The sequence below is a fragment of the Vibrio sp. 2130-1 genome (genome assembly GCF_033339515.1).
In genome coordinates this window covers 187,852-204,868 of sequence record NZ_JAWOUT010000006.1, presented here as the reverse complement: position 1 = coordinate 204,868, position 17,017 = coordinate 187,852, and the positions used below count along the sequence as shown (strand labels likewise).

The window sequence follows — 17,017 nt, the reverse complement described above, 5'->3', positions numbered from 1 at the left end:
AAATAATAAACTAAAGATTAGTTTTTTTTTGATAAGGATTATTTTCATCGTCAAATACCCATAAACTGCCTAACCACTTGTCATAATGTATTGAAGAGAATTTTTCACATCCAGAACCATGAGCAAATGTCATTTCCCCAAAGTATATTTTTCCACTAACATTATATAGGTCAACTCGAGCATATGAGAAAGGTTCTGCTAGCTTCCTAGCAATTACTACCATCTCTTCAAAATTATTAGGCTTTTTAAGGTCAGTATGAATGCAAGGTTTCTCTAGAGAAAATGGCAGCCAATTCAAGTTTTCGTCAAAAAATGAGCGTGTATGATTGGTATTTCTATCAAAATCCACATGCAATACAACTTTTGCCTCTCCAGACTTTTGTTTAAAGACATGAAACTTAAAGTCTTTTAAATCATTCGCTCCATTTTCATCATAGAGACGCTCTTCGATTAAGATCTTAGGTTCAATTTGGCTATACCACGTTTCTCCTTTAGTCGCTCCATAATCTACTTTTAATTGACTATTTAGATCTTCAACTATTGAAGCAAGCTTATTTTGACTTATTTTATCATCAATGACATAAACAGGCCCTGAGTTATGGTTTGCTTTAAGGACTAAACCTTTATGCTTTTTTAAAAGATCATTAGTCAAATCAACACTGATGCTTTCTCCCGTATATAATGTTGGGATAACAATTTTAGAGCTAACTAACTTTTCAACGTGATCTTTTACAAGAATTTTATCCGCATACTGCGAGAACTTAGATGCATTTGAGTATTTTTTTCTATGAAGAACTTTCTCGTTATAAGTTTTAGGTCTAGAAATTTTTGGAATATAATTGTTAGCAAGAATAAACCTTTTAGCAAAAGCTAGACTTCTATATGTTTTAAATCTTCTAAGATAACTTTTCATTATAAATTCTTTTATAGCTCAATGTATAATTAAAAAACAAAATTGCTCTAGCAGTAAGCAATCCTAAAGCACAACCTATAACCGAAAATTTATAGATGAGAAAAAATACGATTACAGCTGACAGTATCGATGTTTTAATCGCTATATTTCGATATTCAACATCTAGGTTATTAGGCAAAAAATAACCAACACTAAAGGAGTTCGAGATTGCAACAAAGATCAAGCTAGTTGAAATTACTTTTATATATATATCACTCTCTAAGCTCACACCTAGAATAACTTTGATCAGGTCGGAACCAAAGAAAAACAATATTAACACACAAGGAATGACGATTAATAAATTCAAAAAAAGAGTAGGTTTAAATCCATTTTTGTTTCTTGAGGTAATTGGATATATTGATTTTGCGACAACATTTTGCAACATAAATATCACACCACATACTTTCAATGATATTGCAAAGTTCGCAAATTCTAACTTGTCCGCATAATTACCTAATAACATTAGTGGAATAGCATTATATAAATTGGGGGCTAATAAACCAATGAATACGCTTAATCCGTCATTAACTGTTCTTTTGATATTATTTAAAGAAAACAATTTAATCTGATAGCGACTTCTCAGAAAAAACAGCAATAATATAGAGGTAATAAAGATGGGAATAGTTGTGAAAAGTACAAGAAGGAAGAAATCATCTTTACTTTTTATAAAAACAACAATTGCTATAAGAAGTAGGATCTTATTAGAAATCGATGCAATCGATAGATATTTGGTTAGTGCTGCTCCTTGGAAAAACCAAGCGGAAGTCAGAAGATATCCCAAAATATAAAGAAAAAGAGGGATCAAATACCATATAGAGTTAAATACATTTACAACATATAACGAGGAAAATAAAAAGAACACACCAGATAAAACAAACCGCAACCCTTGATAATCAGCATAAGCTGTTTCTAAAGCTAATTTATTTGCTCTATTTTTTGCAGCCGCTCTAACGCCTGAATATTGGACACCATAATCAATGATTGTATGACCAAATGTAAGCATTGTTACAAATAAAAGGTATTGTCCATACAACTCTAAACCAATAGCTCTTGTGATAATTGGCATGGTTATAATAGGTATCAACATGCCCAGAAAGTCAATCGCTCCTAGGCTAAGAACATTTGATAGAAGTTCTTTTTTATTTTTTTTTAACATTCACTTACCGATGATAAACCAACTGCATTTAAAGCCATTTATAATAAGAAGCATAATACTTCCTACTTTACACATTAAAAATGAAGAACTAACGCTATGATTTACTTCATTTCAGTCCCCATTAGTGCCGGCTTTTTGAACATACGATTTATCCATGCTGAAACTCTCCATATGTGACTAATAATGGAGAAATAACACGCAAACAGAATTATAAAGGCGAGGAACATTGTAGATTCACTGACATCAGTAAAATCAGCCCACAAACCGATAGCGGCACAAATTGATGCCATCGAACAGATGAAAATTAACGTTGCACCTGGAGAAAGCCCAATACGCTGACAAATATGGTGTAGATGTTCTCTGTCTGGTTGGAATGGTGACTGACCTTTACGAATACGACGGATCATAATGGTTGCCATGTCCATCAAGGGTAAAGCTATTAGCCACAGTGCTGTGACTGGCTTGAAGGCTACCGCTCCTGGTTCTTGCGTGCCGCGAATCAGCATCCAGACCACTGTAAAGCCGATAAACATACTGCCAGCATCACCCATAAAGATTTTAAAGCGACGACCAAGTGGGAAACCTAAGTTCAGGAAGATGTAAGGAAGCATCGCAGTCACGATCATTAAACAGATCGTGGCTAAATATTCGTTTCCGTTGTAGGCAAACACAATACCTAATGCTGTAAAGGTGACCGAGGCTAACCCGCCCAGCAAGCCGTCTATGCCATCAACCATATTAAATGCGTTAATTGCGCCTATTACCGCAATAACGGTGATCACTGCGCCAGCGACTTCATTAAGGGCAATGGTTTCGCTCCCCATCAAGTAGCCTAAATCGTGTAAGCTGTGGCCTCCGATGTAAATCATCGCAAGGGATATTCCTGCTTGGATAATAAGACGAATTTTGAAACTTACATCGTAGTAGTCATCTAATGCGCCGAGCACTATAAGCACAGCCGAACAAGATAAGTAGAGTGATAGGTTGTCATTCATTGGTAGGAACAGAAGGAACCCGACCAGTATAGTAGAGAAAATGGAGATGCCTCCTACAAGGGGTACTACTCCTTGGTGGAGCTTTCTTGCATTGGGTTTATCTACTAGACCTACGCGCTTAGCAACTTTGCGCATAACAAAAAGTAGAACGAACGACAAAATAAATACAAATAAATATGCATTATTCATGGTAGCCAACTGTGTTATTAAATAAGTTTGAGGTAAATCTATAACGCATCCGACTGATTCCCTTTACGGATTCCATTGCATCACAGGTCCGATACTGCTGATTCTTGCTTCGCTCGTATCTAGACACGCCGAACTCTAAGAATGAGCAGGTGATTTTTTGGCGTGACAAAACCACATTAGCCAACGTGGGTTGTAACGCATTGCAAACGCTAATTTCTAATATTGAATATGTAAGTAACTGAGTTCCACCGACACTAGCTCGTGACGGTCATCGGTTCTCAGCCTTTTATAGGCAGGCCAAATACAAAGCTGAATACACTAACTAACGGTTTGGGCTGGTAGTTATGTACTTCTATAAACCTAGTATTTGGTTTTGATAGGTATGAGAAATGGAGATTTAAATTGTAACCTATGCCTAACCAACATTTGCTCGCCACTTTGTTAGCTTTGAGCGTCCCTCTGACAAAAGGGAATTACATAAATTTGTAATAGTTCTCGTTTTTTATAAATCAATCTTGCCAGAAATGCACTTAGGTGCTTATTATTATTAAAAATTATCTTGCTTGGTCTCTCTTCTGTTAGGAAAGAGACTAACAGATGATTTGGGCACGCTACCGCCCCTAGGTCTGGCTCCTAGAAGCAAGTTTTATACGTAGTGTTTAATGGTTGCGTTTCCAAACAGGAGACGAATTGTATAGTAAACACGTTGCAACTAAAAGTAGAACGTGTAAAAAGCTTGCAAAAAAATGTCTTTTTTCTGACACTTAACTCGCCATAAACGTGACGCTTTTTTTGTTGGCTTACTAATTATTAAACTCCTTCCGGCATAGCTGATGTTTGTATAGCTAGCGCGTTAATCTCAGAAGTCTAAGTAAAAATAGTTGCAATAATATGAATTGCATCACAACAGGTTGCAATGCTACACAGTCAAATTTATGACGAATATCTAAGTCTCTCTAAACTTTCGGTTTTGCTGTTTTCTTACTCTCATTATCCTTGCCTACAATACGCTCACTTATTCACCACTTTCTGCTTACCTTGTTCATTGCGCGATTGACTGAGCCGTCTTTACGTCGCGAGGTGTCGCTATATATGAAAGCAAATACTCGTAAGCGTGGGTTAACAAAGGAAAAGACGTCGTTTCGTTATGAAAGTACTGCACCACGGTGGGAAAAATACGGTTACTGGCTCTTGTCACGAGCTCGTATTACAAAATGGAAGTGTGCTGATCGACTGTGGTTTGCTACAAGGTCAAGATAATGCTCAGCAGGAGAGTTTGAATATCGACTTTTCTATCTCTGATCTCAAAGCGGTTGTTCTAACCCATTCTCATATCGATCATGTTGGTCGGCTACCTTGGCTATTGGCTGCAGGTTATAAGGGGCCTATCTACTGTACGGAAGCCACCGCTGAGCTCGTACCGCTTATGTTAGAAGATGGATTAAAGCTCCAGTTAGGCATGAGGCGCCATCAAAGGGAAAGCTTGCTCGATTTTATTCGAACGCTTATTCGCCCTTGCTCTTACTCCCAATGGATAGAGATAGAAGAACATACCTATCTTCGCTTTCAACCAGCAGGACACATTTTAGGGTCTGCATATGTTGAGTTTCATTTATCAAACAATGAAGTTGTTGTGTTCTCAGGGGATTTGGGACCTCGTAACACGCCTCTCCTACCTGACCCGGTATCGCCTGAAAAAGCTGACTATTTGTTTATCGAGTCAACATACGGCAATAAAGTTCACGAAGATGTTGAGTCTCGCAGTAGGCGATTGCTTTCTATTATTGAGCATGCACTTCAGGATGGTGGCGTAATTGTTATACCTGCTTTTAGCGTCGGGAGAACTCAAGAGTTACTGTTTGATATAGAACAGCTTATTCATGAGCACGCCTTGCAAGATTCTCTGCCTATTATTCTCGATTCTCCTTTGGCTAAAAAGGTAACTACTACCTATCGGCAATTTAAAAAGCTTTGGGGAGCTGAAGCGAAAGAGCGAATCGAGCATCACCGACACCCTCTTGCGTTTGATCAATGTATTACCGTCGAAAGCCACACTGACCATTTAAAGCTCGTCAATCGACTCGCGAGCACGACAGAAGCTGCTATCGTGGTTGCGGCCTCTGGTATGTGTGAAGGTGGACGTGTCGTCAATTATTTAGAAGCATTGCTGCCAGATAAAAGAAATGATGTGCTATTTGCAGGCTATCAAGCAGAAGGGACGTTAGGTCGGCGAATTCAGGATGGAGAAGAGAACATACTGATTGAAGGAAGGCGCGTTAGAGTGGAGGCTCAAGTACATACCATGTCAGGTTACTCTGCACATGCGGATAGGGACGATTTAATACAGTTTGTTTCTGGTATTCCTACTCCTCCGAAAGAAGTTCACCTTATTCATGGTGAACAAGCGTCGAAAAGATCGCTTTATCAACAACTGATAACCCTCGGATATAACTGCGTTATATAGTGAAATGAACAATCATTTAATTTCGAGGCAATATAATATATCGCAAACATAGTTTTTCGAATTCATTGATATAATTTCGTTAAGATTCAAAAACAAGTCATAGACAAGGACTCAGGTTCAAGAAAATTAACAAAGTTATGAGCATGTTCTGGATTAAGGGATATAATTTCTATACGAAATAAATTATAATCGCCGACTTGTAAGCAATTGGCTAGTCGATAACAACTTATTCCATTCCTATGACAGACAGTATGAGCGACACGCTTCAAGAACGAGAAGCTTCTGAATTAACTAAGCATAATTCTATCAGCATAACATCAGCATTGGACGAGTTATCCGCAAGTGAATCAAATGCTTGCCTTTATATCTACTGTCCAAAAGAAGACGAAGCAAAAATTGCTCAAGTGCTTAAGAGGCATCCTGAGATTAACGCTCAGGTTAATAACTATGCTCTTAGAGACTTCAAGAGCAAAACGCTTTGCCACTTCAAAAGCTCGCATCTAGATCCTGAACAGCAAGCGTTTCTTGTCGCGGCGACAGAGCTAGGTGCTTGGGTTGAGCCATTAGTGAGCTATTTTGACCGTTCACTCGGATATACTGAAACTGAGCTTTTGCACAGCGGCTACTTCTTACACCAAAAAGCTTTTTCTATCCTTTCTAATCGCAAGAACAGCTGGCAAAAACGCTTCATCGATCTGTTGTTTGTTTTCATGCTGTCATGGGTTGCTATTCCAGTAGGGCTTATTACGGCACTACTCATTAAGCTTGAATCGCCAGGTCCGGTATTCTTTAAACAGCGTCGTACCGGCCAGTATAATGAAGAGTTTGAAGTGATTAAGTTTCGCTCGATGCGAAACGATGCAGAAAAGAACGGAGCCCAATGGGCAACAAAAAATGACGCGCGCGTAACGAAAGTCGGCTGTTTTATTCGTAAAACTCGCATTGATGAGCTCCCTCAGTTAATCAACGTACTAAAGGGAGAGATGTCGATGGTTGGCCCTCGCCCAGAACGTGAAGTGTTCATCTCTGAGTTGGAAAAAGCCATTCCTTACTATCGCTTTCGTCACGCCGTTAAACCTGGGGTCACTGGCCTAGCTCAAGTAAAATATCCTTACGGCGCATCGGTAGAAGACGCTATTTGGAAGCATAAATACGATGTCTACTATATCAAACACCAAAACTGGATGATGGAAGTGAAGATTCTTTTCCTTACAGTCAAAACGGTGTTATTTGGGATGGGTCGCTAAAACACGGCGAAGTTAATCGAACGGATCACAGGTATAAAAAAGAGCAGCGCCTTACGGTCGCTGCTCTTTTTGTGTGTATATTCTGTAAGCTCTATCGAGGATTAAGGAAACTAAGATTTGCGCTTAGTCCGGTGTTTCATCGTACCTTTAACGGCGTAGACAGAAAATGTAAATAGGCTTCTTGGCAAGCTCAAGCCTACTACGTCTCTGTAAAACTTCCATTGATATGACAAAACGCTAAATTTGTTAGCTGTCATACCACTATCCAACCGATACTTTGCTAATGGCTTAGGTAGACAGTACGCTTTAGGAGTATCTTTCAGTATATCTAACCACAATCCCATATCCTGACGTTTACGAATAAGCGGCATATAGCGCTTACCGAGTGCCTGTGCATCATAAACGGCGGTCAGGCACCCGATAACATTACTGTACATAAGTTTTTTATACGTTGTATATTCGGGAGCAGTTACAACACTCAGCTCTTCTTCACTAGTAAAACGGCTGTAGTGAGTGTATGTGAGTGGGTAGTTATTCTCCAGCATGAATGGAATTTGCTCTGCGAGTTTGTCTTCTGTCCAAAGGTCGTCAGAATCCAAAAAAGCAATAAAGCGGCCTTTTGCTTTTTCTATCGCGAAATTACGACTTGCACCAGCCCCTTGGTTGACAACATTTTGATAAACTTTAATGTTCTCATACTTGTTTGCATAACCTGTAATTAGATCCCAAGTTCCGTCTGTCGAGCAATCATCGACTATGAGCAACTCCCAATCACTATACGTCTGAGCTAATACACTCGAAATACTTGCTTCTATAGTAGCTCGAGAGTTATAACTTGGCATGACTACAGAAACTTTAGCAGTGGAATTCTTAATCATCTAAATAACTTGACCATTCATTTATTTACGCTTGAAACGAAGGATTAGAGGGGTTATGTTTAGAAACAAAGCATATGAAAACACTTTTGTCTTTAATGGAAGGTATTTTAATAAGTAAAATAGCTCTTTATATGAAACTTCATAAGCACTCTTTAAGTACTTAATCTCTTCTTTATAATTATTAACACCACCATTATTTATATTACTTAAAAATATAAGCTTCGCCATGTTAACAAATCTAAAAATTTTAAGCTCATTGGAAAAGCCACCTTTCTTAAAAACTGAAAGGTCTTCATCTAGTACGCTATCAACTCTATCTTTACCATAACTGCTTTCATACTTTCGAGATGAATTTTCAAAAGAAGATAACGATCCTGCACGTTGTCTATAGTACACTTTGGCATTACACGCTAGGCCACTCTTAATACCTTTGGCAAATTGTAATTTAGTGAGTGTCGTTTCTCCCTGTAGATAGCTGTAGGAGTATTCTTCTAGCACTTCTTTCTTAGTCATCCTTGACCAGGATGAATATGGCAATGAAAGTACATTGCAAATATTATTTTCGTCAAATAATAAATTTTCATTAAACTGTTTATATTCGCTTTTTATTTCTGAGCCAATTTCATCAACTAACACTACATTTGAAAGGACCATATCAAGATCGTTGTCACTGGCTAAGTTATACAGTGACTCTAAAAATGTTGGTGATATATAATCATCAGAATCAAGATTGATAACATATTCACCTTGCGAAAGATTATATGCATCCTGTCTGGCCTGCATTTCCCCCTGATTAACTTTTTTATTTATATATGTAAAACGCTCATCTCTGGACACATACTCTCGAATAATATCATCCGAACGATCTGGAGATGCATCATTTACTATAATAAACTCTGCAGCACCTAACGTTTGTTGACACAAGCTATCTAAGAATACCTTAAGATACTTTTCGACTCCATAAACCGGAACGAGAACACTAACTTTCTTTTTCATATAATTCCTATAGCAACTTAAATGTATTTATTTTCAACTTAAACAGTACATACATATAGGAGGATAAATTTACCAACACAACTGTAGCAGATGCCATTATTGCCGCGCCTAAAGGCCCAAACTCAGGAATAAGAAGAAAACCTAAACACAATGACATAGCCAGTGAAATTAATAGAATATTCCTCTGTACCTTTTCGTGCCCAGTCATCGACAATAGAAGGCCGATATTACCCGTAATGACGTTCACCAGTTGGCCAAATGTCAAGATAACAAGAATAACACTTTGCTCTTTATAGGAATCATCAATTAACCCTAGAACTTCTTTACTAAACAACATTAATATAAAAACCGCCGGAAGGCAAAGAGCCCACATCAACCTAGATGATTTTGTGATGAGCTTTTGCAAGTCTTGCATATCACCATTTTTGTAAGTTGATGCAATCTTAGGAGCTAGCACTTTATTAACCGATATTATAATAAATGATAATAGCGTTGTTAGTTTCAGTGAAACAGCAATGATTGATAAGTCGCTTCCAACCCATAAAAAGCCTAAGAGTAATATAGCTGCATTATTATTATATTGCACGATACATTGAGTAACGAACATCGAAGAACATGTAGTGCGAAAAGCTACCTTATCAAACATCTCATTATCGGAGTTTAACCGCTTGAGAAAATAATAGGCTGCAACTAGGCAAGCAATAGCATGCCCAACTGAAAATGCGATTACTGAGTCTAGATAACTATTAGCGAAAAGCATCAAGGCTGTGAGCAAAACTACGTTTTGTAAAACGCCCGATGTTATCATGGCTAAAACAACGCTTCCTCTACCCTGCAACGCGGAAGAAAGAACAAGCGATAATGACGTTAATGGTAACAGTATGAATATTGAAGTAATAAAATCACTGTTAGTGGAAACCTCATGCCACATATTTCCCATATATAACGTTAAAACAACTATCAAAGAAAATACTGATGTTAAAGCACAGGCGCTAAAAACAACATTTCTTATTAACTTCCCTTTTGACTTATTTATAGCGACAAACTTCAGTATTGCATCGGGACAACCAAAGGTAGAGATGGCGGTTAAAAACGAAGATAGTGATACTAAAAAGAAATAATCACTCGATGTTTCTCCCCCTAACTGCTTCACCAAGATAATCGTCGTGCTAAAACCAACAATTGATGAAACAACTTTGACAAGAAACACTAAAATTGTTTGTCTATAAAAACTATCATGGAGAAACTTATTTAAAAAACTCATAAGTTTAAATATTGTATGGAAATAGTTTAAGGATAGAGTCAATCTTTGCGTCTGATACTTCGTTATAGTAGGAATTTTCGCTTAGATTTTCTATTGTTGTTCCATCAGTGACAATGATCGGTTGTCGTTTTTTCCCTGAAATCCCCAAAGCATAATCATCGAATTTAAACTGACCACCGAGTAGCTTATCTGAAAAAATGACATGTATATTAGGAATTGAATAAGAGTCTGAGGCAATAAGCCCATGTAGAGATGAAGAAATTATTTTTTCACATGACAACAGTTGGTCAATAAAAGGCTCGATATCTTGTTGAATATCGATGAAGAGTACATCATCTCTTTCTAACCATTCTTTTAAAGTACTATTATTTTTATCTACATGATGTGGAATCAAACCATATTTGAATTTTTTTTCTACTACGGGATTGTAAAACTTGCGAATACAAACACCTGGATCTCCAAACTCAACTTGTTCACAATGAAGTTTTTCACTAGTAAGAGGACCTCTGAGCAGCCTAATATCTATTTTTTTTGTTGTTTCACTTTCCTTTGAGATAAAGCCACTTCCCCAAACAATACTATTATCTTTTGCTCTGTGAAGAATAGAGCCTATCCCTAAGACATGCTTTTTTTTCGAGTAAGGATACATTACTACTTTTTTTCCAGAGACCTTTTCTATAAGGTAGACATTCAAATCATCTCCCCAATTTGGAACACCTTTAAAGTAGTTTACTAATATACAGTTATCTCTCCCATACTTAACAATTGCATAGTGATAGTTAAATATAGCTTCTAGCTTCGCTCTAATAATTTTATATAAAGATATTAACTTCATTTTAAAGTACTTCTCGATAAATTTGTTCTAACTTAGAAAACTCTTTTTCCCAGCAGTTATTCTCAACATACTTTTTCCCATTTATTCCCATTACCGGTAGTATGTCTCTTTTACTAACTAACTTCAGGATACTCTTTGCTAACGTATTCGGCTGTTGTGGCTGAACGAAAACACCTGCATTAGTTCTTTGAAGTTTATCTCTCCAAGCAGGAAAATCACTCGCGACAAAAGGTTTACCAAACGACATATATTCATACAGTTTATTAGGATCTGTTCTTGCATGATCTCCCACGTCATGAATATAAATTAATCCAAGGTCCGATTCAGATACATAAGCAAATGCGATATCTTGCTCTAGCCTGCCTAAGTAATCAACATATTGCCATCCAGGTAGTATTTTTAGTGAATTTAAATAGGCAGTGTCCATTTCACCAATCAACCATAATTTAGTTGGTTCAACTTTATTTATCTCTTCTAAGGAATTTACTATGTCTGTAATACCTCTAGATTTGTTAATACTACCTAGGTAAACTAAACGTAAACTTTCATTACTCAGATCGAGATTAGACTTTATCTTATTAACTTTATTTATTAGCTTTTCGTTATATCTCGGTGGATTCCCTATCAGATGAGCTTTCTTTCCTAACCTTTTCACTACTCCTTCTTGAGTACCAATAGCGGCTAAAGAAATATTTGCTGTAAACTTTTCTAGAAATGACACAAGCCAACAAGCAGGTTTACGTACTACTTTTGGAATCCACTCTCTAAATAGAAGTCTTTCTGAATAATCTTCATGAGTGTCATATATCACTCTTTTTGAAGCCAGACGCAGTGAAATGGCAATTGGTATCGTATTTGGATTGTGCAAATGGTATATGTCGGCCTTACAAGCTAAAGCTTGACGGAGGACTTGATAAGAAAAAAAGATTCGCCCTAGCTTTCCCTTATCCGATAATTTAGAACGAACTAATTTAACTCCATCCTGTATAGTGCCATCTAGTTCCTGATCCATACGAGCAATAAGAGTTACATCATATCCGCTACAAGATAATGATACAGCTTGTTTTTTAAACACCCTTACATCATCCCAAATATGAATGGGAGCTAATATACAGACTTTTTTACCACTCATTTAAAAATTCCCTAATATTGACTGATAATCATATTCAGATGTTGCCAAAACTGTGACCTTTAATACATATGGAGCAGATATGTACAAAATAGTAATTATCGCAGAATAGACTTTACCTCTATCTATATACCTTTCGATAAGATAGTAAATAGGGAATATATAGAATATCATAAAATACTGTGCTACTCGCCCAAAAAAACCAAAATACATGTTAACGATAAACAGCCAGTAAGTGACTGATAGGATCATAAAAAATCGCATAATCATATCATGCTTATGATCAAACCTATTTTCTATCAAATCTTTTTTGTACATCAAAATAGAAAGTACAAAAAGAGGAAAATAATACAACTTAGTGATAAGAGAAGTAATATTAGCGCTTGCTGAAAGCGCACTATCAAAGTATCCTGCATAGTTGCCAAACAAAGCTCCAACAACAATAGGAAGAACTTTTGGTATAATTACAGCAGAGAAAACAAAGCTAATAAAGAATAGGATGCCGATCCGATAAGGAGAAGGTTTAATGAATAAAAATATATAGAAAGGGTATAACAAAACAAAAGTAGCATGACATAACGATGCTATTATAGTCAAAATAAAAGAGCTGACAAACTTTCTTCTATATAGCAAGATAAATATACAGGGTAAGATAGCGATAGCCATATATTGTCGTAAGCCATTTAACTGGTTCTGATAAATACCTGTAATACAAAAATACAAAAATACAATTATCCAAACCTTATAATTTGAGCTTTTCAACAAACATACAAAATACGCCCAAAATATTGAATATACTATTGAAACAAGGATGAATATTGACTGCTCTCCCAGCTTTAATCCTGTTGCTATCTTAAGTATTGAATAAAATATGAGTTCCTTCTTGTTAAAGTAATATTCTATATTATAGCCATACTTATACATATCTACATAAGACATGTAATCAGTACCAACATTGTATTGAAACGCTGGCATCTGAAAATAGAAAAACATAACAGGAAACAGAACTAAGACAAAAGCTAATTTGTCAAACTTCTTATCCATGATGTACAGGTATAGCACACTAATTATTGTAGTAATTAAATACATATGGGTTATTTTTCAAATAAAAAGAAGAGGCATTAACCTCTTCTTTTTATTTTAAATATTGGAATTCAATTTGTTTTTATCTCTGATGAGAACAAACCGTATAAAGACAACACTGAGGCCAATAATAAATCCAAATAAAGTTCCACCGATACATATGAGTGCTCTACTTGGTTTAACTTTGACTTCTGGCACTACTGCTGGGTCAACAACTTTAAATACAAACTCTTCCTGTACCTCTGCAAGCATTAGGCTTTTAGTTTGCTCTTCAATCAATTTATAGAACGTACTTTGCATCTCAGCAACTGAAGTTTTGTTAAGTTGATTGTTCAAATAGGCCAAATTTTGTGTAGATTCTGCGATAGTTCGCTCTCTCATTACTTTATTTATATCAGAGACTATCCAATTTACCCATTTCTCTGCGATATATGGCGAGTAATGCATGATAGAGACGGTATATAAACCACTCTCTTTGTCTTGAGTTATCGAGAATACATCATTGATGAAGACTTCATAAGCTTCTTGCTTTGAAGGTTTTGCCCCTCTCAGACCGTCAGGTTTACGAAGCCACTTTTCACTCTCCAGATCATAAGCATCTTCATCATACACTAACGTATCACTACCTATGTTCCAGCCTCTTGTACCCATTAAGGTAACAAGTAGATTATGCTTTTCGATAAACTCTGATACAAACTTTCTTGACTTCATCACTTGTACAGCGAGCTCCGTCTGACGACTTTCAGCCCCTCCTAAACTAACCCCAGCCAACGCAGCCAAACCACCAAATTGACCAGCCATTTGCCCTAAGCCAGAGCTTGATTGAGAATCAGATGGTGATAGTAGAGCACTGGCACGGTAAATATTTGGTTGATAAAGAGCAAAAACAACTGATGCAACTGCGAGTATCAGTGTAGTCATTATTATAATTAGCTTTCCTTGCCAAATAGCACGAATCAACTCTAGTAAAGTAATTGACTCATCCGTAGTTTGATAGGAAAAACTAGTAGATAATTTTGTGTATTCTTCAGGCTTTAAGTTCATTCTAGTTAAATAAGATTCTGTTTAATTAATGAAAAGGGAGGTTATCCTCCCTCCCTAATTAGCCATTATTTGAGTGCATTGATTGCTACACCCGTCTGATACAATATTTGAGTAGCAGCGGTCCAGGTGCTTAACGCATCACGATAGTCGGTATCAATTGGCACAACAATAGTATCACCAGCTTTTAGTTCTTCTTTGTTATTTCCAAACCAATAACCAGAGGATGGCTTGTAAACTGAACCATCAGCTCGTACGACAAAGATACGATCTTCGTCCGCTTGCTTCTTGGCACCACCGGCTTTGTTAAGATAGTCATCGACATCAAGTTTGTTGTCTAACAAGTAGGTAATTGGAACCTGAACTTCACCCATAATCGATACAGTATTGCGGAAGGTTGGGACAAAGAGGAAGTCTCCATCTTCTAGCATAAAATCTGCTGAACGCTCACCCTTTAAGATGCGATTTAACTGTACCACCATACGGCCAAGTGCTTTGCTGCGACTTGCTTCTTCAACAAATGCTAACGTTTTTTCTGGGTCTGAAATTACAGAGCCTATATTGCTATCTGCTCGGAACGTTTTCTTCGCGGTTTCTTTACGCATATCTGCGGCGTATTGATTTAAAAGCTTCTGCTCTTGTAAACGCAATGCTTCACGCGTAAATATTGCTCCTTGAGGGTGAGCAAACTCTGTCAGACCTCCAGCTCTGTCCAATAACTCACTTAAGGTTTCACCTTGGCGCACGGTATAAGTGCCAGGGAAGCGAACTTCACCCTGTAAAGTGACTGTGCTTTGTAGCTTCACATTTGGCTTTTCTAAGATGTTCAAACGATCTCGTCCCACGATAACTGCATCGTCTGAAGCACTGCCTTGAATTGCTTTACGCAGGTCAATACGTTCAACATCAATATAAGCGCGCTCATCCGCATTATTAATCGCGGTTCGTGCAAGTTCTGCATTAATTGTAAATGCGTTGTAAGTCAAACCACCAGCTGCTTCAATAAGCGTTGATACCGTCATTCTTGGAGTAATCGGGTAACGCCCTGGGTGCTTCACTTCACCAAAGACTTCAGCAATTTGAGGGGCTAGTCCCAAACGAGACTGTTGCTGAAGTTGTAACAACACAGGGGCAAGTAAAGTGCGACGAGTATTTTGCTTCAGCTTTTCAAAGTCTTCCTCTGTAATCTCTTTACCACGGAAAATGATTTTAGCTGGTTTCGCCTGCTCTGTAGTGCTCGGGTTGTTCAGCGTACCGTTTGCTGAATGCGAAACGGAAACAGAAGAGCTCATCACTTCTTGCTCTTTCTGTTGTTCCAGCTCAGCTTGTTCTTGCGCTTGCTCCAATGTTTTTGCTTTTGCAACAGCCTCTTGTGTTGCTAATGTATCCAAGTCTTCGTTATTAAAGCGGTTGAAAACCAATATACGGTCTCGTGAGTGTAACTTAAGGTTGTCTTGGCTACCTGGTGATAGAATCGCGTTAGCTAAGCTTAGTTGGAACACCTCAATATCACGCTGTGGATTAATCTCTCTTACCACAACCGCATAGTTAACATCAGCTGTAGAATTAAAAGCTGAGTCAACAGATTTGAAAAGATCGGCAACACGAAGGCCATTGCGCCATTCCACATAGCCAGGATGACGAACATCCCCCTCTATCTGCACGTAACGAGTAAGCTCTTCGCTTTTTTTCAAGATCTTAATGGCGTCGCCATTTTTAACTTTACTCTGTCGATCTTGCATTTTATTGAAATCAAGCGTCAAAGCCTCTCGAGCGCCATGTGAAGCGTAGCGTTTTATCTCCAACTGCTCGACATGAGCATTCGCAGTAAAACCACCAGCCATCTGAATAAGTTGTTGGTAAGTTTCACCGGCCTTGACTTCATAAATTGCCGGACGGTTTATCTCGCCCTCTATAGACACTGTATCGTTAACAGAACCAATTAAAACAACATCATCCGGTAGCAAGCGCACATCATTACTTGCATCACCTTTTAGTAAAAGGTCATACATATCCAACTTACGAATAATTTTCCCATCACGCTTTAGCTGAATATCTCGCAGAGCCCCACTTTCACCAAAGCCGCCGCTGTAATAGATAGCTTGTGAAATTGTCGTCAATGCGCTAACCGTGTAGGCTCCTGGTTTATATGCATCACCCATGACAAACACTTGCATGGTGCGCAATTCACCCAATGAGATATCACTGCGCACACCAATCATTTGTTCTTTTACACGTTGCGTAAGAGAGTCTCGAACATCAGAAAAGTGCATGCCAGCAACGTTTACTGGTCCAAGTGAAGGGAAGTTGATTGTGCCTGCGCGATTTACACGTAAGCGATGTGTCTCGTTCTCCTTACCAAACAACTGCACAATGATTTCATCACCAGCCCCCACAGTGTAATTTGCAGGTACAGGAACATCACTGATCGGAGCAAACGTGCTTGGAGAACCAGCAAAAAGATCTAAACCAAAGCGTTTGAGCTCTTCTTGCTCACCTTTTTTGAGCCATTGTTCTTCGATATTGGAAGATACAGCACCACTAGATTCTGCTCTAGGTTTGATGACTTGTGGGTTTTCGTAAGGAGACTTACTTGAAGATGAACTAGAAGGAATGGAGAAACCATATTTACTCGCCAAAGCTTGTTGTTGGTCGGCGGGTAGATTTTGAAACATTTTCATTTGTTCTGGAGTGGGTGTTTGTGCCATTGAATAAGACGCAAACGTACTTGCCAATATAAAAGCGGCAATAGAGAAATATCCTTTAAACATGGTATGTCACTATAATA

13 protein-coding genes are annotated in these 17,017 nt (G+C 37.8%); 2 read left to right on the top strand and 11 right to left on the bottom strand.

Annotated elements, in window-relative coordinates:
* Positions 1-10: 10 nt before the first annotated feature.
* From R7Q09_RS11225 to wecA, 3 genes are all read right to left on the bottom strand, one after another.
* Positions 11-913, bottom strand: a complete 903-nt coding sequence (locus tag R7Q09_RS11225) for an ATP-grasp fold amidoligase family protein (protein ID WP_054729049.1) — start codon at positions 911-913, stop codon at positions 11-13.
* Positions 897-2,108 carry an oligosaccharide flippase family protein gene (locus tag R7Q09_RS11220; protein WP_167415640.1) on the bottom strand — a complete coding sequence of 404 codons (1,212 nt, stop codon included), beginning with the start codon at positions 2,106-2,108 and terminating at the stop codon, positions 897-899. Before R7Q09_RS11220 ends, R7Q09_RS11225 begins: the two co-directional genes overlap by 17 nt.
* A 101-nt stretch (positions 2,109-2,209) precedes the next feature.
* Positions 2,210-3,292: a UDP-N-acetylglucosamine--undecaprenyl-phosphate N-acetylglucosaminephosphotransferase gene (wecA, locus tag R7Q09_RS11215; RefSeq protein ID WP_005384836.1), complete on the bottom strand. Its 1,083-nt coding sequence runs from the start codon at positions 3,290-3,292 to the stop codon at positions 2,210-2,212.
* 1,147 nt (positions 3,293-4,439) lie between these two features.
* Between wecA and R7Q09_RS11210 the strand changes: the two genes are divergently transcribed.
* Together R7Q09_RS11210 and R7Q09_RS11205 are read left to right on the top strand one after the other, a co-directional pair.
* On the top strand, positions 4,440-5,756 hold the full coding sequence (locus R7Q09_RS11210; RefSeq protein WP_318070458.1) for an MBL fold metallo-hydrolase: 1,317 nt from the start codon (positions 4,440-4,442) through the stop codon (positions 5,754-5,756).
* Between the two features lie 239 nt (positions 5,757-5,995).
* Positions 5,996-7,003, top strand: a complete 1,008-nt coding sequence (locus R7Q09_RS11205; RefSeq protein WP_005384832.1) for a sugar transferase — start codon at positions 5,996-5,998, stop codon at positions 7,001-7,003.
* 110 nt (positions 7,004-7,113) lie between these two features.
* On the opposite strand, the gene R7Q09_RS11200 is transcribed toward R7Q09_RS11205, so the two are convergent.
* From R7Q09_RS11200 to R7Q09_RS11165, 8 genes are all read right to left on the bottom strand, one after another.
* A complete protein-coding gene (locus R7Q09_RS11200; protein ID WP_411913106.1) occupies positions 7,114-7,845 on the bottom strand; it encodes a glycosyltransferase family 2 protein in 732 nt (243 codons plus the stop codon).
* Between the two features lie 57 nt (positions 7,846-7,902).
* Positions 7,903-8,877: a glycosyltransferase family 2 protein gene (locus R7Q09_RS11195; RefSeq protein ID WP_182038472.1), complete on the bottom strand. Its 975-nt coding sequence runs from the start codon at positions 8,875-8,877 to the stop codon at positions 7,903-7,905.
* A 7-nt stretch (positions 8,878-8,884) separates the two neighbouring features.
* The gene (locus R7Q09_RS11190; RefSeq protein ID WP_213874579.1) at positions 8,885-10,141 is read right to left on the bottom strand and encodes a lipid II flippase MurJ; all 1,257 of its coding nucleotides are present in this window, start codon (positions 10,139-10,141) and stop codon (positions 8,885-8,887) included.
* 4 nt (positions 10,142-10,145) lie between these two features.
* Positions 10,146-10,976 (bottom strand): polysaccharide pyruvyl transferase family protein, encoded by an 831-nt coding sequence (locus tag R7Q09_RS11185; protein ID WP_182038468.1) that lies wholly within the window; start codon positions 10,974-10,976, stop codon positions 10,146-10,148.
* A 1-nt stretch (position 10,977) separates the two neighbouring features.
* On the bottom strand, positions 10,978-12,108 hold the full coding sequence (locus R7Q09_RS11180) for a glycosyltransferase (protein ID WP_213874580.1): 1,131 nt from the start codon (positions 12,106-12,108) through the stop codon (positions 10,978-10,980).
* Positions 12,109-13,149 (bottom strand): EpsG family protein, encoded by a 1,041-nt coding sequence (locus R7Q09_RS11175; protein ID WP_182038462.1) that lies wholly within the window; start codon positions 13,147-13,149, stop codon positions 12,109-12,111. It abuts the gene before it with no gap.
* A gap of 96 nt (positions 13,150-13,245) precedes the next feature.
* Positions 13,246-14,232 (bottom strand): Wzz/FepE/Etk N-terminal domain-containing protein, encoded by a 987-nt coding sequence (locus R7Q09_RS11170; RefSeq protein ID WP_213874581.1) that lies wholly within the window; start codon positions 14,230-14,232, stop codon positions 13,246-13,248.
* A gap of 65 nt (positions 14,233-14,297) precedes the next feature.
* Complete coding sequence (locus R7Q09_RS11165; protein ID WP_213874582.1) at positions 14,298-17,000, bottom strand: SLBB domain-containing protein; 2,703 nt, start codon at positions 16,998-17,000, stop codon at positions 14,298-14,300.
* Positions 17,001-17,017: the final 17 nt, after the last annotated feature.